Annotated in this window: 15 protein-coding genes; 6 read left to right on the top strand and 9 right to left on the bottom strand. The window is 62.3% G+C overall.

The features are described from left to right. Positions 1 to 135: 135 nt before the first annotated feature. Positions 136 to 981, bottom strand: coding sequence for a MoxR family ATPase (locus tag HNP49_RS06565; RefSeq protein WP_184681694.1), 846 nt, complete (start codon positions 979 to 981; stop codon positions 136 to 138). A 210-nt stretch (positions 982 to 1,191) separates the two neighbouring features. Between HNP49_RS06565 and cysK the strand changes: the two genes are divergently transcribed. Beyond that, the gene (gene cysK, locus HNP49_RS06560; protein WP_184681692.1) at positions 1,192 to 2,166 is read left to right on the top strand and encodes a cysteine synthase A; all 975 of its coding nucleotides are present in this window, start codon (positions 1,192 to 1,194) and stop codon (positions 2,164 to 2,166) included. Beyond that, positions 2,163 to 2,753 (top strand): tetratricopeptide repeat protein, encoded by a 591-nt coding sequence (locus HNP49_RS06555; RefSeq protein ID WP_184681690.1) that lies wholly within the window; start codon positions 2,163 to 2,165, stop codon positions 2,751 to 2,753. The genes cysK and HNP49_RS06555 overlap by 4 nt, the downstream gene beginning before the upstream one ends. Here HNP49_RS06555 and HNP49_RS06550 read toward each other — a convergent pair whose 3' ends face one another. The 3 genes from HNP49_RS06550 to HNP49_RS06540 all read right to left on the bottom strand — a co-directional run bounded on the left by HNP49_RS06550 (position 2,754) and on the right by HNP49_RS06540 (position 6,344). Continuing rightward, a complete protein-coding gene (locus HNP49_RS06550; protein ID WP_184681688.1) occupies positions 2,754 to 3,650 on the bottom strand; it encodes a DMT family transporter in 897 nt (298 codons plus the stop codon). A gap of 87 nt (positions 3,651 to 3,737) precedes the next feature. Further along, a complete protein-coding gene (locus HNP49_RS06545; protein ID WP_184681686.1) occupies positions 3,738 to 4,484 on the bottom strand; it encodes a TorF family putative porin in 747 nt (248 codons plus the stop codon). 93 nt (positions 4,485 to 4,577) lie between these two features. Continuing rightward, positions 4,578 to 6,344, bottom strand: a complete 1,767-nt coding sequence (locus HNP49_RS06540) for an amidohydrolase (RefSeq protein WP_184681684.1) — start codon at positions 6,342 to 6,344, stop codon at positions 4,578 to 4,580. 105 nt (positions 6,345 to 6,449) lie between these two features. On the opposite strand from HNP49_RS06540, the gene HNP49_RS06535 reads away from it, so the two are divergent. Next, positions 6,450 to 7,364, top strand: coding sequence for a LysR family transcriptional regulator (locus HNP49_RS06535; protein WP_184681683.1), 915 nt, complete (start codon positions 6,450 to 6,452; stop codon positions 7,362 to 7,364). A gap of 109 nt (positions 7,365 to 7,473) precedes the next feature. Beyond that, positions 7,474 to 9,207: a bifunctional isocitrate dehydrogenase kinase/phosphatase gene (aceK, locus tag HNP49_RS06530; RefSeq protein WP_184681681.1), complete on the top strand. Its 1,734-nt coding sequence runs from the start codon at positions 7,474 to 7,476 to the stop codon at positions 9,205 to 9,207. Positions 9,208 to 9,497: 290 nt separating this feature from the next. Here aceK and HNP49_RS06525 read toward each other — a convergent pair whose 3' ends face one another. Continuing rightward, on the bottom strand, positions 9,498 to 10,928 hold the full coding sequence (locus HNP49_RS06525) for a hypothetical protein (RefSeq protein WP_184681679.1): 1,431 nt from the start codon (positions 10,926 to 10,928) through the stop codon (positions 9,498 to 9,500). Positions 10,929 to 10,930: 2 nt separating this feature from the next. Then, positions 10,931 to 12,973 carry a TonB-dependent receptor gene (locus HNP49_RS06520; RefSeq protein WP_184681677.1) on the bottom strand — a complete coding sequence of 681 codons (2,043 nt, stop codon included), beginning with the start codon at positions 12,971 to 12,973 and terminating at the stop codon, positions 10,931 to 10,933. 166 nt (positions 12,974 to 13,139) lie between these two features. Here HNP49_RS06520 and HNP49_RS06515 point away from each other — a divergent pair, with 166 nt between their 5' ends. Continuing rightward, positions 13,140 to 13,736 carry a tRNA-uridine aminocarboxypropyltransferase gene (locus tag HNP49_RS06515; protein ID WP_184681674.1) on the top strand — a complete coding sequence of 199 codons (597 nt, stop codon included), beginning with the start codon at positions 13,140 to 13,142 and terminating at the stop codon, positions 13,734 to 13,736. Here HNP49_RS06515 and HNP49_RS06510 read toward each other — a convergent pair. The 3 genes from HNP49_RS06510 to HNP49_RS06500 are packed head-to-tail and all read right to left on the bottom strand — an operon-like array spanning position 13,733 to position 18,641. After that, positions 13,733 to 15,091, bottom strand: coding sequence for an HlyD family type I secretion periplasmic adaptor subunit (locus HNP49_RS06510; RefSeq protein WP_184681673.1), 1,359 nt, complete (start codon positions 15,089 to 15,091; stop codon positions 13,733 to 13,735). The genes HNP49_RS06515 and HNP49_RS06510 overlap by 4 nt on opposite strands. A gap of 9 nt (positions 15,092 to 15,100) precedes the next feature. Further along, positions 15,101 to 17,251 (bottom strand): type I secretion system permease/ATPase, encoded by a 2,151-nt coding sequence (locus HNP49_RS06505; RefSeq protein ID WP_409372533.1) that lies wholly within the window; start codon positions 17,249 to 17,251, stop codon positions 15,101 to 15,103. A 31-nt stretch (positions 17,252 to 17,282) separates the two neighbouring features. Next, positions 17,283 to 18,641, bottom strand: a complete 1,359-nt coding sequence (locus HNP49_RS06500) for a TolC family outer membrane protein (protein WP_184681669.1) — start codon at positions 18,639 to 18,641, stop codon at positions 17,283 to 17,285. A gap of 458 nt (positions 18,642 to 19,099) precedes the next feature. Here HNP49_RS06500 and HNP49_RS06495 point away from each other — a divergent pair. Continuing rightward, the coding region (locus HNP49_RS06495; RefSeq protein WP_184681667.1) for a retention module-containing protein at positions 19,100 to 22,093 on the top strand (2,994 nt) is incomplete at its 3' end.

Raw genomic sequence — 22,093 nt, 5'->3', positions numbered from 1 at the left:
GATTGCTCGCACGGGAGGGGCGAGCGAGCTGGAGCCAGGCTGGCGAGGAGGGGTGAGAAAGCGCAGCTTACGATTGTAAGTGAGCCTTTCGAACCGCTCCTCAGCATTGCCTGGCCGACGCGCAGCCGGCTCGGCTTAGCGCCCGGCGCGGCGGGACATGAAGGCCAGACGCTCCAGCAGCATCACGTCCTGCTCGTTCTTTACCAGGGCACCGGCCAGCGGCGGGATGGCCTTGGTCGGATCGCGCTCGCGCAGTACGGCTTCACCGATGTTGTCGGCCATCAGCAGCTTCAGCCAGTCGACCAGCTCGCTGGTGGAGGGCTTCTTCTTCAGGCCTGGCACCTTGCGCACGTCGAAGAACACGTCCAGCGCCTCGGAAACCAGGCTGGCGCTGATCTTCGGGTAGTGCACGTCAACGATGCGTTGCAGGGTGTCGCGGTCGGGGAAGGCGATGTAGTGGAAGAAGCAGCGACGCAGGAAGGCGTCCGGCAGTTCCTTCTCGTTGTTCGAGGTGATGATGATGATCGGGCGCTGCTTGGCCTTGATCGTCTCGTTGGTCTCGTAAACGTAGAACTCCATCTTGTCGAGTTCCTGCAGCAGGTCGTTGGGGAACTCGATGTCGGCCTTGTCGATCTCGTCGATCAGCAGGATGACCCGCTCCTCGGACTCGAAGGCCTCCCACAGCTTGCCTTTCTTGATGTAGTTCTTGACGTCGTGGACCTTGTCCGAGTCCAGCTGCGAGTCGCGCAGGCGGCTGACCGCGTCGTACTCGTACAGGCCCTGGTGAGCCTTGGTGGTGGACTTGATGTGCCAGGTGATCAGGCGGGCGCCGAAGGCCTCGGCCAGTTGCTCGGCCAGCATGGTCTTGCCGGTGCCCGGCTCGCCCTTGACCAGCAGCGGGCGCTGCAGGGTGATGGCGGCGTTGACGGCGAGCTTCAGATCGTCGGTGGCGACGTAGGACTGGGTGCCTTCGAACTTCATGGGAAACCTCGAACGGTAAGGCCGGCAACGAAACCGGCCGGTACAGTATTGGAAAAGCCGACTATAACGCGCGGGCAAGGTGGCTGTGAACGCAGACGGGCCATTCAGTCACTGAATGGCGGGTCACCCAACTTGCGTTTGCCGGCTGGACTCGAATCGGCACGCGACTTAGGCTTGTGGTCTTTCCCGGCCTTTCGCAAGGAACTCGCCATGAGCCGCATTTTTGCCAATAACGCCGAGTCCATCGGCAACACTCCGCTGGTGCGCATCAACCGTCTGGGCCCGCAGGGTGTGACCATCCTGGCCAAGATCGAAGGCCGCAACCCGGGCTACTCGGTCAAATGCCGGATCGGCGCCAACCTGATCTGGGATGCCGAGCAGCGTGGCGTGCTCAAGCCGGGCATGACCATCGTCGAGCCGACCTCCGGTAACACCGGCATCGGCCTGGCCTTCGTCGCCGCCGCCAAGGGCTACAAACTGGTGCTGACCATGCCGGCCTCCATGAGCCTGGAGCGGCGCAAGGTGCTCAAGGCGCTGGGTGCCGAGCTGGTGCTGACCGAGCCGGCCAAGGGCATGAAGGGCGCGATTGCCAAGGCCGAGGAAATCCTTGCCAGCGACCCGGCGCAGTATTTCATGCCGCAGCAGTTCGAGAACCCGGCCAACCCGGCGATCCACGAGAAGACCACCGGCCCGGAAATCTGGAATGACACCGATGGCGCCATCGATGTGCTGGTGGCCGGGGTCGGCACCGGCGGCACCATCACCGGCATTTCCCGCTACATCAAGAAGACCATGGGCAAGGCCATCACCGCGGTGGCGGTGGAACCGGTCGGCTCGCCGGTGATCAGCCAGACTCTCGCGGGCGATGAGGTCAAGCCCAGCCCGCACAAGATCCAGGGCATCGGCGCCGGCTTCGTGCCGAAGAACCTCGATCTGTCGATCGTCGATCGCGTGGTGCAGGTGACCGACGACGAGTCCAAGGCCACCGCCCTGCGTCTGATGCAGGAAGAGGGCATTCTCTGCGGCATCTCCTGCGGCGCGGCCATGGCGGCGGCGCTGCAACTGGCCGCTGAGCCTGCGATGCAGGGCAAGACCATCGTGGTGATCCTGCCGGATTCGGGCGAACGCTACCTGTCCAGCATGCTGTTTGACGGCCTGTTCAGCGAGCAGGAACTGCTGCAGTGACATCAGCGTTTTCCCGTACTGGCCTGCTGTTGGCGGGCCTGCTGTTCGGTACCCAGTTGCAGGCTTCGGCCACGGATGACTACCTCGGCGGGCTAAAGGCGCTGGAGGGCGGTGATCGCGAGCAGGGCCTGTACCTGCTGGAGCAGGCGGCGATTGCCGGGCAGGTGGATGCGCAGTTTCGCCTGGGTGAGCTGCTTACTGGTCAGCACGGTGAGCGCTGGCTGCGGGCCGCGGTGCGCCAGGGTTCGCGCCCGGCGGCGGTGAGCCTGGCCCAGCGCTACTACGACAATGCCCGTTACCGCCGCGCGGCACAGTGCTGGCTGCACGCGTCGCAGCAGGGCAGCAGCGAGGCGCAGGCGCGACTCGGTGCCCTGCAGGTGGTCGGTTACGGGCTGCCCAAGGATCAGGTGCAGGCCTATGCCTGGCTCAATCTGGCGGCCAGCGAGGGCGATCTTGAGGTCATTGGCCTACGCGACAAGCTGGCCGAACAGCTGACGGTGGTCCAGCGCGATGCCGGCGAGGCGCTGTCCCGCGACCTCACCTTGCATCCGCCGGTATTGCCGGGCGAACCGCCCTGCGGCGAGTGATCAGGTCTCGACGTTAGCTGCCTGCGGCCGCAGCACCAGATACAGCGCCACCACGATCAGTGCGCCGCCGTACAGGTAGGCCCAGGACAGCGGCTCGTCGAGCAGCAACACGCCCCACAGCACGCCGAATGGCGGGATCAGGAAGGTCACCGCCATGGCTTTCAGCGGGCCGATGCGGCTCAGCAGCTGGAAGTACAGGACGTAGGCGAACGCCGTGCACAACAGGCCCAGGCCCAGCAGGGCCAGCCATTCACGGCTGCCGCCCCAGCTGGCCGGCGGCTGGCTCCACAGCGACCAGAGGAAGATTGGTGTCAGCAGCAGGCAGGCACCGAGCATGCTGCCCAACGATGCCAGTCGGCTGTCCAGTCCGCCCTGCTGGTCCAGCCAGCGTCGGGCCAGGTAACCGGCAAATCCGTAGCAGGTGGTGGCGCCAAGGCAGGCGAGGGCGCCCCAGAGCAGTTCCAGGTTGAAGGCCAGAGGCCCGGTGCGGGTCAGCAGGGCGACGCCGAACAGGCCGAGAAATACCCCGATACCCTTGCCCAGGGTCAGGCCCTCGCGAAAGAACAGGGCGCCGATCAGCACGCCCATCAGCGGCGTGGTGGCGTTGAAGATGGCCGAGTAGCCGGCCGGCAGCACCAGGGCAGCAAAGGTGTAGCAGGTGGCCGGAATCCCTGAGTTGATCAGACCGAGTGCCAGGGTCGCACGCAGCTTGCCGCGAAAGTTCAGCGGCACGCGCAGCACCAAAAGCAGGGCAAACAGGCCGAGTGCCGCCAGAGACACCCGGAAGAAGGCGGTGGGGATGGCACCCAGCACAGGGGCGGCGATGCGCATGAAGAGAAAGCTGGCGCCCCAGATGGCGGCAAGACTGATGAGGCGCAGCAGGTCGACGGGTTGCATGGGGTGCTTCCTGAAAGGAGGCGCTCAGCTTACGCCGCCGGAACGGCGGCGCAATCACCAACTGGCCGTCAATCGATCGTTACAGTTTCAGAAGGATTTACTGACGCTGGCCACCGCACCGGCCGAGCACAGGTCGTCGTAGCCGGAAAAGCTGGCGCACTGGGCGTCGGACAGGTTGGTGTCGACATAACTCAGGGCCCAGGTGGCGCCGAGCATGTCGCGGCTGAGTTTGACCTCCCAGTTGTTGTAGTCCTCCTCACCCTTAGTCCAGTCGGCATTCCAGAACACCTCGTCCTTGTAGTCGACCTGTTCAACGCGCAGCTCCAGGCCGATCTCCAGCGGCAGCTGGGTGCGGTAGCCCAGGTACTGACTGAAGGCGGTATCGTCCGTGTCGTGGGAGTGCTTGCCACCGATGAAGAAGCCGTAGGCCTCCAGGGTCAGGTAGATATCGGCGCCGTTGAACTGGCCTTCGCCCGGGTAGGTGTACTTGTTGTAGTAAGTGTCCAGGCTGATTTCATCGGTGATCTGCCAGTAGTAGCCGGCGTAGTAGTCGACCTCCTGGCGGGTGCCGTAGTCATCGTCCTTTTCCCAGTCGTAGCCGTATTCGACGTTGCTGGTCCACACCCCGGCGTACAGGCCGCTGGCGTGGCTGAGCATGACGTCGAGCTGCGCGGCGGGGTCGCCGAGGGTTTGCGATATGCCGCTGTTGCGGTAGTCGCTGACGAGGGCTGGGGTGATGGCCAGGTTGAGTGAATCGCTCAGCTCGATGGCCTGAGCCAGCTGGCTAGAGGTGATCGCGGCGAACGCCAGGATGAGTGGTTTACATGCGTGCATGGTTGAGCCTTGTTGTGGTTGTTGTGTGGCGGCAGATTCAGGGCCGCAGCCGGCCACTGCGCTTGGGCGCAGGGCGGTGCGGCAATGGCGGCGTTATTGCGCCTGGGCGACGCTGTTATCGGCAGGGACCTGGTACACCGCTTTGCCGGCGAAGTAGGTTGTCACGACCTGGGTGTCGAACAGTTCGGCATCGCTGACCGTGAATACATCGCGGTCGAGCACGATCAGGTCGGCCTGCTTGCCGGGGGCGATGGAACCGATGCTCTGCTCCAGACGCAGGGCTTTGGCGGCATTGAGGGTGTAGGCCTGAAACATGCTCTGGCGGTCGAGACTCTCGGCGGCATTCAGCACGCCCAAAGGTCCCTTGCGGGTGCTGGCCTGGGCGATGGCGTTCCACGGATTGGGGCTGGATACCGGCCAGTCGCTGGCCCCGGCAATGGTCGCGCCGGCCTTGTTCAGTGAGCGGGCCGGGTATTGATACTGGTAGGCCATGGCGCTGACATAGGGTTTGACCAGCTCTTCGGTATAGGTCTCGGCGGTGGCCCAGAGCAGCTGCATGGAGGCAATCACGCCCAACTCCTTGAAGCGTGGGAACTCCTTGGGATTGACCATCTGCAGGTGGCTGATGCTGTGCGGTACCGGCGCCGGTGCGAGCTGGCGGGCATAGGCCACGGCGTTGAGGCCCTCGCGTACCGCGCGGTCGCCCACGGCATGCATGTGCACGATCCAGCCGCGCTTCTCGGCGGCCACCACCAGTTTGGGGAAACTGGCAGGGTCGATCAGCAGTTGACCGCGCTTGAGGCTGTTCTTGAACGGGTCGAGCACGGCGGCGGTCTGGCCGGGGAATTCCATGATGCCGTCGGTGAAGATCTTGATGCCGGGGAAGGTCAGGTTCGGCACACCGGCGAACTGCTGCATCACCTTGGCCTGTATCTCCAGGTCGGCCGGCTGGCTTTGTGGATGCGCCAGCAGCAGGGCGGCGACGTGGGCACTCAGTTCGCCTTTCTCGGACAGGCTGCGATACAGCGGCAGCACGCCCACATCCTGCTCGGTGGGACGCATCTCGAACAGCGAGGCGCCGACTCCGCCGTTGGCGGCGGCATCCATCCACGCGGTGACACCCACCGAGTTGTTGACCGCCACCGCCTTGCGCGCCGCCTTGAGCATCAGCTCGTCGTCCGGGGCCGGCAGCTGGCTGCGCACCTGATCCCAGGCGGTTTCGGCCAGGTAGCCGTTGGGGGTGAAGTCGGCACCGTGGCCGATGTAGCTGCGCTCTTTCTCCGGTTGCGCCTTGACCATGGCGGCGTCGATACCAACTCGCTTGAGCATGGCGTTGTTGGCCCAGCCGGTGTGGCCGTCGATGCCGCTTAGCACCACCGGTACATCCTGCCAGCGGCCCTGGTTGAACCGCTTGCCCAGGGCATCTGCCTGCTCCCAGTAGGAGGAGTTCATGCCACTGACCAGTACCACGCCCTGGTGTTTGGCACGGCCGGCCTTTTCTTCCTCAATCAGCCATTGTTCGAACTGCTGCAGCGGCAGCAGCTCGTCATAGAGGTTGGCACCCAGGCTGTCGAGTGCGGCCATGACCGGGTGGCTGTGGGTGTCGATCATCCCCGGCATCAGCACCTTGCCGGCGAGGTTGATGCGTTGGGTACTGGCGTCAGCCAGTGCCTCCATCTCGCTGTTGCTGCCGACCTTGAGAATCTTGCCATCCTCGATGGCGACCGCCTGCTGCAGGGTCTGGCCCGGCTCGGCGGTGTAGACCTTGGCATGGGTGATGATCAGGTCGGCGCTGGCCATGCTTTCCGTTGAGGCACAAGCGATGGTCAGGCCAAGAAGTGTAGGAAGAACCCGCTGCATGATGTATCCCTTGTTTTTGTTAGGCTTGGCCGCAGACTAAGGAAATGCTTCGCCGTACCGAAAGCGGGCGCTCGGCATAACTTTTATTCCTGATGGGATTAAATCGTGGACAAGTACAGTGCGCTGACCACCCTGGTATGTGTGGTGGAGCAGAACAGTTTCAGTCGTGCCGCCGAGCAGTTGGGCAAGACCCCCTCGGCCGTGGCCAAGACCATCGCCGGGCTTGAAGCCGAGCTGGGGGCGCGCCTGTTCGAACGCAGCACCCGACGCATCCAGTTGACCGAGGCCGGGCGCTTGTATGCCCAGGCCGCCCGCGAAGCGCTGGCCTGCCTGGGCCAGGCCAGTGAGGCGATCGGCCAGTTGCAGCGCGAACTCCATGGTGAGCTGCGCATCGCCGCGCCGCTGGGCTTCGGCGCGGCTTTCCTTGGCGAAGTGTGCGCGCGCTTCGCGCTGGATCATCCGCAGCTGCGCCTGCAAGTGGATCTGAGCGACGACGATCAGGTCATCCTCGGCAGCGGACACGACCTGATCCTGCATGAGGGCGCCTGCGATCTGCCGGGTTTGATTGCCAGGCCCATTGGCCGCAACGAGATCGTGCTGGCCGCCAGCCCGGCCTATCTGGCGCGTCAGCCGCTGGAGGTGCGGCTGGACAACCTGCTTGAGCACGACTGGCTGCTGTACTGGCATCCGGCGCTCAACCGGCATATCTGGCAACTGCGTCGTGGCGAGGAGGTGCGGCGTCTGGAACTGCCGGTCGGGCGGCTGCTCAGCGGCAACTATGATCTGCTGCTGAGCAGTGCTCTGGCCGGGCTGGGTATCCTGCATGCTCCGCTGTGGAGTGTGGCGCCTTACCTGGCGGATGGCCGGTTGGTGCGGTTGCTGCCGGATTGGATGGTGGACCCGGACGCCTTTGGCGCGCATATCCTGGCCGTGTATCCCAGCCACAGGCGCCATGCGCACAAAGTGCAGGTGTTTATCCATTACCTGGAGCAGTATTTGCGCGAACAGCAGCTGGCTTGAGCGGCGCGTTGGTGGTGATGGGTGACTGCAACAATCCGTTCGTCGCGCTTTCCCTGAAGCGGCGCACTGGCTAAGCTCGGGCTTTCGCTCTAACCGCAGAGGCAGTTTCATGGTCCAGCAACAGGCGGCGGCCGCTATCGCTCAGGCGATACTCGATGGTTTCGATGATTACCGTGAGCATTTCCGTCAGATCACCAATGGTGGCCGGCGCCGCTTCGAGCAGGCTCAGTGGCAGGAAATCCAGCAGGCCTCGGCTGAGCGGATCAACCTTTACGAGGAAAAGGTCAGTGAGGTGATCGAGACGCTGCAGCAGCGTTTCATCAACGGCGACCTGCAGGACATCGAGCGCTGGCCGCTGATCAAGTTTGCCTATATCGGCCTGATCGACAGCCGCTTCGACGATGAACTGGCCGAGACCTGGTACAACTCGATCTTCTGCGGTCTGTTCAATCACGACCAGATCAGCGATGGCTGCATGTTCATCCACACCACCCGCCCGGCGTTGCGCCTCAACGAGCGGGCGCCGCAGGTGCGCAGCTATCACCCGCGCGGCGATCTTGAACGGGCCATGGCGGAAATCTTCGACGACTACAAGTTCGAGGTGCCCTACGAGAACCGCGAGCGCGACGAGAAGCACCTGCTCACGCAGCTGCGGCAGAATCTGCCGGACTGGGTGTGCAAGGACCCGGAGCTGTGCATCGAGCTGTTCAGCTCGCGCCTGTACCGCAACAAGGGCGCCTATTTGGTCGGGCGCATCTTCACCCGCGACGAACAGTGGCCACTGGTACTGCCGTTCCTTCATCGCGAAGGGCAGGGCATCAGCGTCGACGCCCTGATCACCGATGAATCGGAAGTGTCGATCATCTTCTCCTTCACCCGTTCCTACTTCATGGTGCGGGTCGGCTATCCGGCCGAATTCATCGGCTTCCTGCGCAAGATCCTGCCAGGCAAGCACATTGCCGAGCTGTACACCTCGATCGGTTTCTACAAACACGGCAAGTCGGAGTTCTACCGGGCGCTGATCAGCCACCTGGCCAACTGCGACGACCGCTTCATCATGGCGCCCGGTGTACGCGGCATGGTCATGAGCGTGTTCACCCTGCCGGGCTTCAATACCGTGTTCAAGATCATCAAGGACCGCTTCTCGCCGTCGAAGAACGTTGATCGGGCCACGGTGGTGGAAAAGTACCGTCTGGTGAAAAGCGTCGATCGGGTCGGGCGCATGGCCGATACCCAGGAGTTTTCCGACTTCCGCTTCCCCCTGTCGAAGTTCGATCCCGAGTGCCTGGCCGAACTGCTGGAGGTGGCGCCCTCGACCGTACAGGTGCAGGGCGATATGGTGCTGGTGCGGCACTGCTGGACCGAGCGGCGCATGACTCCGCTGAACATCTACTTGGAGCAGGCCAACGAGGCCCAGGTGCGTGATGCGCTGGATGACTATGGCCTGGCCATCAAGCAACTGGCGGCGGCCAATATCTTCCCCGGCGACATGCTGCTGAAGAACTTTGGCGTGACCCGCCATGGCCGCGTGGTGTTCTACGACTACGACGAGATCAGCTACCTGACCGAGGTGAACTTCCGGCGCATTCCGCCACCGCGTTACCCGGAGGACGAGATGTCCAGCGAGCCGTGGTACTCGGTAGGCCCCAATGACGTGTTCCCCGAGGAGTTTCCGACCTTCCTGTTTGCCGATATCAAGCACCGCAAGCTGTTCAACCAGTTGCACGGTGATCTGTACAAGGCGGCGTATTGGCAGGGGCTGCAGGAGCAGATTCGCGAGGGCAAGGTGATCGACGTATTCCCGTATCGCCGGCAGCGCTCACCCGCCGAGTTAATGGAATGAAATGATTTGCGTCAGGCTATGGCCGGCGTAATCGTCTAAGCTTGGTTTGTCCGCTGGAAAAGCGGTTTCGGTAGCGCTCTTGGCAGGAGGTAGCAGTATGAAAGCCAGGTTGCACAGCATGTTTCAAGCATGGCTCCAGATGTTGGGGCTGGTCGATGCGCCTCGCCTGGAGCCTGTCAGGGCCATGACGGCCGAAGAGCTGCGACGGCGACAACTGCAGCAGCGTCAACGGCGCTAAAACAAAAAGCCCTTGGTGAGAACCAAGGGCTTTTGCGTTAACAGCCTGTAGTTCAGCGGCGCCTTCGGCCGTAGAGCCACAAACCACCCGCAACCAGCATCAGATGGGCGAGCGCCGCCAGTGTCAGCAGCACGTCTTTGCCGGTTTTGCTCCAGTCATTCAGAAATGCCCACTTGTGCAGGTAGGCGAAGGTAAAACCTTCCAGTCGGTCAGGCTGGGTAATGCGGGCACTGAGTGCACCATCCAGCGAGTCGATGTACAGGCTGGTCTGCTGGGCGTCAGCATACTGGGCCTTGAGCACCGGTAAGCGCTTCATGACAAAGCCATATTCATGATCGAACTGCGTTTGCAGGGTGATCGTCTGTGGTGCTGCGAGCCCCAGTTGCTCCGCGTAGTGAGCAAAGCGCTGTTCGGCATAACGCAGAGGGGCGATGTCGTCGAGCGGCTGTCCCTGAGCATCGACATAGCGCAGCGTGGGCAGCTTGCCGAACCGCTGACCTTGCAGGCGCCAGATCGGTTTGCCATCGAGTTGCAGCAGGCTGAGGCGCTGCAGCGTTTCATGGGCTTCCAGCCAGCTTCCATTTGGCGCGGTGGTCAGTGCGCTGACATCCAGCGTCGGAGTGAAAGCGTCGGGTGCAGGCTGAGCATTGTGCTTGTGCAGCACATGCCAGCAGGCGCTGCTGGCAAAGCCCAGGCTCAGAGCCGCCAGAGCGATCCCGCCAATGCCATGGAGTCGGCGCAGTGGTGTGCGTGCCTGGCGCCGCGCGACGAACAGGCTGATGCCCATCAGTACCGTGATCAGGACTGTGCCGAGCAGGAGCAGCATCAGCAGCGGCCTGAAGCTCCCGGTGCCGTCCAGCCAGGCAAAACTGTGCAGGTTGAGAAACGCACTGCTGAACAGCGCCTTGCGGTCATCAACCAGCGTACCCAGACGATCCTGAAACAGGTCGATATAGACGCGCAGACCATCTTCGCGCGCCGTATTGACCTGTACTACAGGCAGCAGTCGATTGATATAGGCGTATTCAGCCCCGAACTGGTTGAGGGTGATGCCGGCCTTGAGTGCTTCCGTGCTGCCCAGAAAGTGAGCCGCCAGTTTCTCAGCATGACGCTCCGACAAATCGGCAGCCGCGCCACTGCGGGCGTTCCAGTAACGGGGTGTTAGTTGCCCGGGTAGGCGAACCTGATACCAGGGTTCACCGTCCAGAACGATCAGACGCAGCGCCTGTACCTGGGCAATCCCTGCGGCTTGCAGAACATCACGAGGAGCCTGCAGGCCCTCAAGGAACAGTGGGGGCTGCGGCGGCAAGGGCGTCGCGGGCTGCGGCTGCAGTGCGGTCATCAGCGGATGTAGCAGGCCGGACAGTGCCCAGCTGAGTACGCCGATGCTGGCCACAAGGGCCAGTCGTCGGTGCCAGGGAAGCAGTCGCAGCAGTCGCTGACGCCAGCCGCTGGATTTTCGTAACGGCTGAGTCTGACTCATATTCACATCCGCCACTCGATTCCGGCGAAGAGGCTGCGGCCATCACCTGGCAGGAACTGGGCGCTGTCCTGACCCTTGGCATCGGCGATCACGCCGGTGGTGGCAATGTAGGTCTTGTCCGACAGATTGCGGCCTTCGATGAAGAAGCCCAGGCCCTCATTCGGACGGTAGCCGCCTTTCAGACCCCAGATGGCATAACCTTCGGCGTACAGCGTTTGGGCGTGATCGACGGCGTAGTGCACCGGAACCCACTCGACGGTCGGGCCGGCATACCAGCCAGCGTTCTCCCACAAAACCTCGCCTTTGAGGAACTGGCTCGGCATGCCGGCAAGCGCGTTATCGCCATAGGTATCGTCGTTGTCGAAGCGGAAGTCGTTGTAGAGATACTGCCCGCGGGCGACGTAGCTACCAGCGTGCAGTTCTCCACCCAGTTCAATACCCTGGTGCAGGGTGCGGTCGGCATTGATAGTTCCCAACGGCTGTCCGCTGGCATCGTTGAGCGAGAGCAGTTCATCGCGTACTTCACTGCGGTACACGGCGAGATCCAGCGCATAGTCTGGCTGACTCCAGCGCAGGCCTGCTTCCAGGGTGTTGGCGCGTTGCTCCTCATTGACGTTGGTGATCTGAGCACCGGACAGTTCGGAGAAGGTTGGCGGCTCCATGCTCTGGCTGAGGTTGGTGTAAAGCTGCAGGCCTTCGGCCAGATCATGACGCAGGCCGATGCGGCCGATATGGCCCTGGTAGGTTTCGTTGAAGGATTCATTCTGCGGCAGGCAGAAGCCTGATACGAAGGCATTGCAGCGCAGGCGATCATCCTGATCACGATCCTGATGCAGCCAGGCGGCGCCGGCGACCAGCGCCCAGCGCTCGGCCAGCGGGATCTCCAGTTCGCCGAAGGCATTCAGGTTACGTGCAGTCTGGTGTAGCTCGTTGACTTTGCGGCCGGAATGCCCCGACACATTCTGATAGCGTGAGTCCCAGTTGCGGCCCTGGCTGGCCTCCACACCACCTGTCCAGCGCCAGCCAGAAGCATCCTGCCAATGGTGAGCCAATCGGGTGCCGTAGTCTTCGCTGTCGATATCCAGCACCTGGAAGATGGGGTGAAACAGATGCTTCTCGCGGTAGTAGGTCGACAGCTCCAGGCTATGGCCGTTTTCCAGCTCCAGTGTTGTGATATTGCCCACGCGGTTGAGGGTGTAGTCACGCTTCTGGTCGCCCGTGATGCTGCTGGCGCTGGCTTGCTCAGGATCTTCCCGCAGCTGTGCCTTGGTCAGGCTGCCCGGTAGCTCCGAATCGGTTTCCACATGGCTGACGTAAACGCGTGTGCTGAGGCGTTCATTGATGCGTCCGCCGATATTGGCAAAGTAGCGTTGATTGTCCTGATCCGCATGGTCGCGAAAACCATCTTGTTGATAGGTGGAGGCGGCGACATAGCCATCCCAGTTACCGAAGTCTTCCGCCGCCGAGCCGAACAGTCGCTGATAGCCATCACTCCCGGCCTCGCTGCGCAGGATCACGCCAGGCGACGTCTTGCCAGTGGGGCTGCGGAAGTTGATCGCACCACCCAGGTTGGTGGCACCGTACTGCCAGGCGTTAGCGCCGCGCAGTACTTCGATGTAGTCCATTGCCAGCGGCTCGATGTCCTGGAAGTCAAAGCTGCCATCGGCGTAGTTGATCGGCGCGCCATCCTGCAACAGCAGCAAACCACGGCCATGGAAGGTGCGCTGCAGGCCTGAACCACGGATTGACAGGCGTGCCTCTTCTGCGCCGAAGCGGGGCTGGATATAGACGCCGGTCGCCATGCCCAGAACGTCCTTCAGGTTGCTGCTGCGGCCATTCTTGTAGATCTCGCTGTCAACCGTGCTGACAGCACCGGGAACTTTTTCTAGTTCGGTGCGGCGTTCGCTCAGCGCAGGTGCTGTTGGGTCATTGCTGGGCGTATCACTGACGCGAATCTGCTCAAGCTCAACGGTGCTGGCGTGGGCGCTGAATGCGCAGGTGAGGCTGGCAGCGATCAGGCTGCGCCGGAAATGAACGGAAGGCATGGAATTTCCTTGGCGAAACGTTAAACGGATCGATTTTTATTAAGTGGCGAACTGTAGGTGCGGCGGCACCTGTGTCGCAGATGACCCATAGCCGCGCGACACAAGGGCGCGCGACAAGTTGCCGCAGATTGGCTGTGGCACAATGCGGGTCTGTCGGAGAGTCCAGATGTCGCGTCCCCGTTGTGTTGCCTGCTGCCGTCCCCTGCGTCATTGCCTGTGTCCGCTGATTCCCAGCCTGTCCAGCCGCACCCGTTTGTTGCTGTTGCAGCATGAGGACGAAGCAGGGCATGCCCTTAACACGGCGCGACTGGCGGCTCTGGGGTTGCAGCAGGCACGTCTGGAAATCGGTGAACGCTTTGCCGAGTTGGATAGCTGGCTGGCAGAGCCCAATATCGAGCCGGTGCTGCTGTTTCCGGGGAAGGGTGCCCGGCCGATTGGCGAGTGGCGTGCCGGGGAGGGCAGGCAGACGCTGCTGGTGGTACCCGACGGAACCTGGCGCAAGGCGCGCAAGTTACTGCATCTCAATCCGCAGTTGGCCAGTCTGCCGCGGGTGTGCCTGCCAGAGGGCTTGGAGTCGCGCTACCGGCTACGCAAAGCGCCGATGCCGGGAGCTTTGTCGACTCTGGAGGCGATTGTTGAAGTGCTCAATTGCTGGGAAGCATCAGCCGATTTCAGTGCACTGTTGCGACCGTTCGAGGCGTTGATTGAGGGGCAGATTGCGGCGATGGGTGAAGAGACCTACCGGCGCAATCACGATGCTTAGCGTTCGCGCAGGGCCTCGGAGCGGGCCTTAAGCACCGGTTTGAGCAGGTAGTCGAGTACGCTCTTCTGTCCGGTGATGATGTCCACGGTCGCAATCATGCCGGGGATGATCAGCAGGGGTTTCTCATCGCTACCCAGATGGCTCTTATCGGTACGCACCTGAATCAGGTAGAAACTGTGGCCTTCGTCGTCGGTGATGGTGTCGGCGCTGATCACTTCCAGCTTGGCCTTGAGTCCGCCGTAGATGGTGTAGTCGTAGGCGCTGAACTTGACCATGGCCTTCTGCCCAGGGTGGAGGAAGGCGACATCCTGCGGACGTACCTTGGCCTCGATCAGCAGGCTGTCTTCCAGCGGCACGATTTCCACCAGGTCACTGCCGGGCTGTACCACGCCGCCGATGGTGTTGACCTTGAGCAGCTTGATGATGCCGTGGACGGGAGATACCACGGTGGTGCGGCTGACCCTGTCCTCGATGGCCACGCTGGTGGCGGTGATCTTCTGCAGTTCGGTGCGGGCCTGGTTGAGTTCCTTGAGCGCTTCTTCGCGAAAGGCCAGCTCGACGCTCTGCATCTTGCTCTTGATCTCGTCGATGGCCGCTTCGGCGCGAGGGATGGCCAGGGTCGTGGCATCCAACGAACCGCGCACTTCCACGGCGCTGCGGCGCAGGCGAAGGATTTCCACCGGAGAAATGGCGCCGGTTTGCACCAGCGGCTGTGACATGTTCAGTTCCTGCTGGATCAGACCGAGGCTGGAGCGGTATTGCGCCGCCTTGGAGCGGAACTCGGCCAGCTCCTGGGTCTTCTGGCGCAGCTGTTCGTCGAGGGTCTTTAGGTCGCTGGAGAGGCGCTGTTGACGCGAGCGGTAGAGGGCCAACTCGTCCTCGACCAGTTGTGGCGCCTGCTGGACGATCTCGTCGGGCAGTTGCACCGGACGGCCTTCGGCTTCGGCCGAAAGGCGTTCGACGCGGGTAATCAGGGCCAGGCGATCGGCTTCGGTTTCGCCCTGGTTGGAGAGAAAGCGGGTGTCGTCCAGGCGCAGCAGGGTATCGCCCTTGTTCACTACCTGGCCTTCGCGGATGAAGATTTCGGAAACGATGCCGCCTTCGAGGTTCTGGATGGTCTGTACCTTGCTCGATGGAATCGCCTTGCCCTCGCCGGTGGTGACCTCATCGAGTACGGCAAACTTGGCCCATAGCAGCGCGACCAGTAGCAGGGCGCAGACTACCCATACGGTGAAGCGCGCCGCCCAGGGGCTGTCTTCGAGAATCGTGCCCTCGACTTCGGGCATGAACTCGGTGTCCTTCCTGGCCTGCAGCATGCGCTCGCGATAGCCGATTTCGTCTTGCTTCTTGGGCATGTTCTGTTCCTAACCCAGCGCCGGGCCGACCCGGCCTTTGCGCAGAGCATCGATCACCGCTTCCTTCGGGCCGTCGGCCACCACATGCCCGTTGTCCAGCACCACCAGGCGCTCGACCAGGGCAAGCATCGAGGCGCGGTGGGTAATCAGCAGCAGGGTTTTGCCTTTCGACCATTCCACCAGGCGCTGACGCAGGGCGTCTTCACTGGTGTTGTCCATCGAGCTGGTGGGTTCGTCCAGCAGCAGGATCGGTGGATCGAGGAGCAGGGCGCGGGCCAGCAGCACCATCTGCCGCTGGCCTCCGGAGAGCAGCTGACCACGCTCACCCACGGGGCGGTCGAAGCCTTGTGGGTGCTGGCGGGCCAGCTCGGTCACGCCCGTGATATTGGCAACTTCCAGCATGTGCTCGTCGCTGACGTAGTGGGCGCCGAGGGTCAGGTTGTCGCGCAGGCTGCCAGACAGCAGCGGCAGATCGTGGGCGACATAACCGATCTGGTGGCGCAGGTCGGCAACGTCCAGTTGGCGCAGGTCCAGGCCATCGACCAGCAGCTGGCCTTCGTCGGGGTTGTAGTAGTTCATCAGCAGTCGCGCCAGGGTGCTCTTGCCCGAGCCGCTGCGACCGATGATGCCGATGCGCTCGCCAGGCTTGATATGCAGGCTGATATTGCTCAGGGCGTTGCTGCTTTGCCCGGGGTAGCGAAAGCTCAACTGGCGGGCATCGATGGCGCCATGCAGGCGTGTGCGTTCCAGCGGCCTTTGCTCGGCGTTGCGCTCCTGGGGCAGCGCCATCAGCGCATCTGTGCTGGTCATGGTCAGACGCGCTTGCTGATAGCGGGTGATCAGGCTGGCAATCTGTCCCAGTGGTGCCATGACCCGGCTGCCGAGCATGTAGCAGGCGACCAGGGCGCCGACGCTCATCTGTCCGTCGATGATCAGGTAGACCCCGCCGATGATGGTGGCCATGCCGGCCATTTGTTGCAGGAACAGGGTGCCGTTGGTGGCGATCGAGGCAAGATTGCGGGCATGGCTGTCGAGGCGGGTCAGCGCTCCGTGAGTGGTTTCCCAGCGATGCTGGCGTTCACTTTCGGCGCCACAGGCCTTCAGAGTTTCCAGCCCCGCCAGGGTTTCGATTAGCAGGGCCTGGCGTTCGGCGCCTAGGCTCAGGCTCTTTTTCACGGTGTCGCGTAGGCGCGCCTGGATGACCAGGGCAAACATGGCAGTGATCGGGAAGGCGATCAGCGGGATGATCACCAGCGGCCCACCGAGCAGGCCGATCACCAGCATCATCAGCAGGGCAAATGGCAGGTCGATCAGGCTGGTGAGGGTGACCGCCGTGAGAAATTCGCGCAGGCCCTGGAAGTCGTGGATGCTCTGGGCGAAACCACCAATGGTGGCCGGGCGGGCGGCCATGGACATGCCGGTGATGCGCTCGAATAGGGTGGCCGAGAGCACCACGTCGGTCTTCTTGCCGGCCATGTCCAGCAGGTAGGCGCGCAATACCCGCAGCAGCAGCTCGAATAGCGTGCCGATCAGCAAGCCGATGGTCAGCACCCAGAGGGTGGAGGTGGCCTGGTTGGGCACCACTCGGTCGTAGGTCTGCATGACGAACAGCGGGATCATCAGGCCCAGCAGGTTGATCATCAGGCTGGCCAGCACGGCATCGGAGTACAGCCAGCGTGACAGTTTGAGGGTGTCGCGGAACCAGGCGTTGACGCGCGGCAGCAGCGGCTCGCGCAGCTCTTCCAGCTCGTGGCGCGGCCGTGCGTATAGAGCCCGTCCGGAGTAGGCCTCGGCCAGTGCGCTGCGCTCCACCCATTGTTCGCCGCCTTCTGCTTCGCAGGGCAGGATCAGTGCCTGGTCGTCCTTCCAGCGCTTGAGCACGGCACTGGTGCCGTCGTTGAGCAGCAGCAGCACGGGCAGGTTGAGTGCGGAAATGTGCTTGAGCTCACGGCGTAGCAGACGTGCCTGCAGGCCCGCCCGAGCGGCGGAACGGGCCAGTAGGTCGGGGGTGAGGCGCTGGTTGGGCAGCGGCAGGCCAGCCGTCAGGCTGGCCCGGCTGGCGCTGCGGTTGTGCTGCTGACAGAGAATCAGCAGGCCATCTAGTAATGGATCGTCATGACTCTGGCGTGGGTCGCGATCCGTGCCGGCTGCTTGCGCCATGCTGGTCAAGGGTACGGCTCCTGCGTGACAACTACTTCAGATTGGGCAGGCTCGCCTCGCTCTTGATCTCAGTCAGGGCGACTGCTTCCGCCGGCACCACGACCCCCTGCTTGCGCAACAGCTCACCCATGGCCGCCATCAGGCGATACATGGAGAACTCTTCGATATAGCGCACTTCGGTGTAGCGTCGGTTGGCGGTGAACAGTTCGTTCTCACTGTCGAGTAGGTCGAGCAGGGTGCGCTGGCCGAGGCTGAATTGCTGTTGATAGGCCTCACGGGTGCTGGCGCTGTATTCAGCATAGTCGCGCGCCTTGGGAGTTTGCAGGCGGGCATTCTCCAGGGCGTTCCAGGCCAGGTTGAGGTTTTCGTTGAGGACTCGCAGGGCGTTGTTGCGGATGTCCATGGCTTCGTTGATCTGGTAGGCGGCTCCCTGCAGGCGGGCCTTGTCACGCATGCCATTGAACAGGTTGTAGTTCATCACCACGGCGGCTCGCCAGCCATTGTCGTGGCCTTCGTCGCCGGCGTTGTTCTCACCTGCCGAGGTGGCCAATTCCGCGTCAAAGCGCGGATAGAAGGGCGACTTGGCCACTTCGTACTGCTTCTCGGCGGCCTGCACATCGGCTTGGGCCGATTTCAGGTAGGGGTTGTTGCTGATCACCACCTGGCGGGCACTGTTGACGTCTTCGGGAACCTCGCCCTTGATCGAGGCCGGCGACTCCAGTTCATCGGCCATGCGTCCGGTGGCGCTGAAGAAGTTGGCTTCGGCGTCGCGCAGGTTGACCTGCTCGGTGTACAGGTTGTTCTGCGCGAGGGCCAGGCGGGCGGCGGACTGGTCACGGTCGGCGGTACTGCCAACACCCTGGTCGCTGCGCATGCTTATCTGATCATGTACGCGCTGGTGGGCTCGCAGGTTGTTTTCTGCCAGCGAAACCATTTCGCGGCGCTTCAGAACATCGAGGTAAACCTCGACGGTGCGCAGGGCCAGGCTCTCGGCGGTACCCAGCAGGTAATAGGCACGCGAGTTCACCACTGCTTCGGTGCGTGCGACTTCATTGGGTGTATTGAAACCGTCGAACAGCATCTGCCGCAGACGTAGCTCATTCGTGCTGTAGGTCAGGGTCTCGGTGTTGTGGCTGCCCACGGGCACACGAGTCGAAGGGCTGTCAGTGTGTTCACGCCCATAGCCGGAGAGCAGGTCCACGGTTGGCAGGTATCCCCCCTTGGCAACCTTCACATCTTCATCGGCAACCAGTCGGCTGCTGGCGCTGGCAGCGATCTCGGGGTGGTTGTCCAGAGTGCTCTGAATGGCCTCGGTGAGAGTCATTGCGTGAAGCGATGTGCTTGCCATGGCAACCAGCATGGCGCTCCAGAGCGGAGTGAGTACGCGCATGAGGGTATCTCCTTTATTAAGAGTGTTCGAATTGTGCCGCCAATTAATTGGCATTTCCTGCCAATTCGAACGGGGGGACTTAACAGACACTCAATAGCTAAGAACATCCTTGAGCGTAGCTTAGAAAAAAAAGACGCAACTTTTATGAAGAAAAAATCTTATGCAGAGCTGGGGATCAGGACCAATCTTGAACGTAGAAGTCCATACGAATCAGGGGTTTTGCACCGTTCGTCGGCTTCTAAACGATGGTTAGTCAGAACTCTGGCGGAACGAATCAGGAGTGAATTGACGGGTAGTTGTATGGCAGACAGGGTGCCATTTTTTCGTCACTGTGTGCTTTTTGTGTGTGCCTACGCCCATCAAGTTTGATCACGTCCTGCTGAATATCCGGTATCCGCAGAGCTGCCTGACTTATTGCTATTGCGGTCAGATTCGACTGCGGCGCGGAGGATGGATTCATGGCTACTTTGATTGGTGTCGTCAGAACAGTTGTCGGCGAGGTGTTTGCGGTAGCAGGCGATGGAACTCGCCGTCCCCTCGCTGAAGGTGACCGGGTCTTTGCCGGTGAGCAGATCGTTACCGGTGCTGCCGGTGCGATAGCCATCCGCCTGACCAATGGCGGTGAACTGACGGTCGGGCGCGATAGCTCGCTGACCCTCGATGAGCAGATGCTCGCGGGTGGTGGTAGCGCTGTGCCGGATGCCGGCGCCGACGATGCCCCACCGGCCCCGCCCAGCCAGAGTGAGCTGACCGATGTCGAGCAATTGCAAGCTGCCATCGAGGCGGGTGTAGACCCGACCCAGGTCGGTGAGGCTACTGCAGCCGGCCCCGGAGCTGGTGGCGCCGGTGGTGCAGGTGGTGCAGGTGGTGTGGGTGGCGGACACTCGTTTGTCCTGCTCGCCGAAACGGCCGGAGCGCTTGATCCGGTAATCGGTTATCCCACCGAAGGCATCAGCAGCGGCCCCGAGTTTCCAGATCCGGAGCCAGCGGCGATTCCTGATCCAGAGCCGGTGATAGTCCCGGACTTCACGCCGGACATCGAGATCGAATACGAAGATGCCAACGGTACGATTGTCACCGGGCCTGCGGTCGTTGACGAAGAGGCCCTGGCTGATGGCTCCAATCCGACAAGCCAGGCCGAGCAGGCGAGCGGCAATCTGGTCATCAACTCCCCGGACGGGGTGTCGTCCGTGCAGATCCAGGACGTCAACGGCAACTGGGTGGATGTCACCAATGGCGGCGTGGTACAGGGCCAGTACGGCATCTTGACGGTCGATGCGGCCGGCAACTGGGTTTATAGCCTCAGCGACAATACTCTCGATCACAGCGGTAGTGGCAGTGGCAGCGCCGATCAGGTGGGCGAGAGCTTCCTGGTGCGCATGTTCGATCTCGATGGCGATGTATCGCCAACCGTCTCGCTGGATGCGCTGATCAATGATGATGCGCCGAGCATCGAACTGGCCGATCGCGAGCTGCGCGCGTTGGTCGTTGATGAAAGCAACTTCGCGTTTGACGATGTTGCCAATTTCGCATCGGCATTTTCCTCCGTTCTGGGCGCCGATGGCGGGTCCCTGAGCTATGCGCTGAAGATCAACAACCTCGATAGCGGTTTGGTGGATTCCGCGACCGGCTCTGGCATCGAGTTGCACCTCAATGGCGGCATGCTTGAGGGCTGGGTGGGTGGTGATCCCGCGCTGGTGGCATTCCGTCTCACTGTCAATGAAAGCGGCGATGTGGCCTGGGATCAGCTGCGTTCTGTGCGCCATCCCGATGCCCTGGATAGCGATGAGCCCATCGCTATTGGCGGAGGCCTGATTGAGCTGGTGGCCAGTGTTCAGGATGGTGACGGTGATACGGCCAGTGCCTCGCTGAATCTGGGAGGCCTGCTGGTGCTGCGCGACGACGCGCCGACCCTGGATGTCAGCGTGGCCGGTGAGGCTGATCTGCGTGGCCTGACCAGTAGCCTGGATGAAACCACCGGTGACGCTGACCGTTATGCGAACGGTGAAAGCCCGGACAGCTATAGCAACGACGATATCGCCGGCCCGCCGAGTGCTCTGGCTCAGACGACGACCAGCATCAGTGGCGGCTTGGTGGCCCTGTTTGCTGCCAGTGGTAGCTATGGCTCGGACGGCCCTGGCAATACTAGCGGTGTGATGAGTTTTGTCGGTGTGTCCGGCAGTGGTGTGCTCACCAGTCTGACTGCCACCGATGGCGGTGCTATTACCCTGAAGGCCGTGAGTGGTACCGAGTTGCAGGGCGTGGATGCCGACAATGATGTGGTGTTCAGCATCAAGATTGTCGAGGTCGACGGTGTGCTGCAACTGCAGACCACCCTGTTTGAAGCCCTGGAACATGGTAATCAGGCGGCTTTCGACGAAGCGCTCGATCTGCTGCTGACCCAGGGTGGTGTGTTGCAACTGCAGTACACGGTAACTCGTGTGGATGCCGATGGTGACAGCGTCAGCGATTCGGCTCAGATCACCCTGGCTGACAGCGAAACCTCGGTCTTCAGCTTCGACGACGACGGTCCGGCTCTGACTGTCAGGGCCGAGGCTTCGACAGAAGAACTGGCCGCCCTGCAGGTCAACGTGGACGAAACCGAAGGCGACGAGCGGCTGGCCGACGGCGAGGTTGATTCGGACGGCAATACGGATGGCGATGCGCCTGGCCTGGGGCAGGTGACCACCAGTCTGAATACAACGCAAGGCGGTCTGTTGAGCCTGTTCAGTGCCATGGCCAGTTACGGTTCCGATGGTGCCGGGCAGACTACCGGCAGCCTGAGCTTTGTAGGCTTCCCGGAGAGTGGCGAGCTGGCGACAACGCTTGAAGCCATTGACGGTGGCTCGATCACCCTCGTCAAAGACGGCGAAACACTGCTGCGGGGCGTGGATGAGGACGGTCAAGATGTCTTCACTATCGAGATCGTCAACCTGGGAACGCTGGCCGCGCCTAACTATCAGCTGCAGACGACCCTGTATGAGCCGTTGCAGCATGGCGACGACAGCCTGCACGACGAAGCATTGCAGTTGCTCCTGGCCGAGGATGGCGCCGTGCAGTTGCAATACAGCGTCACGGTCGAAGATGCCGATGGTGACAGCATCACCCGCTCGGCGACGGTGGACTTGATCAATCGCAGTACGACCGGAGAAGAGGACGTCAGCGAAAGCAGCGTGTTCAGTTTTGACGACGACGGTCCGGTTGCGTCGGTGAGCAATGCGCAGGCCGATGCCCTGGTGCTGGACGAAACCCGTCCGCTGGGCACGGAAACCGATGGCGACAGCGACCCGGTCGGTGTGGCCTCGGTGTCGGCGAACTTTGCCGACAACTTCGCCGCCGTGACCGACTACGGCAGCGATGGCCCGGGCTCGACCAGCTACAGCCTGTCGCTGACCGGCGCCAACGTCGCCAGCGGCCTGTACGCACTGGGTGTGGGCGGGGCGCAGGGCGCC

It is taken from the genome of Pseudomonas fluvialis (assembly GCF_014207935.1).
In the GTDB taxonomy this organism is placed as follows: domain Bacteria; phylum Pseudomonadota; class Gammaproteobacteria; order Pseudomonadales; family Pseudomonadaceae; genus Aquipseudomonas; species Aquipseudomonas fluvialis_A.
Note: the sequence above shows the minus strand (reverse complement) of the source record. Positions and strands in the feature narration are given on the sequence as shown.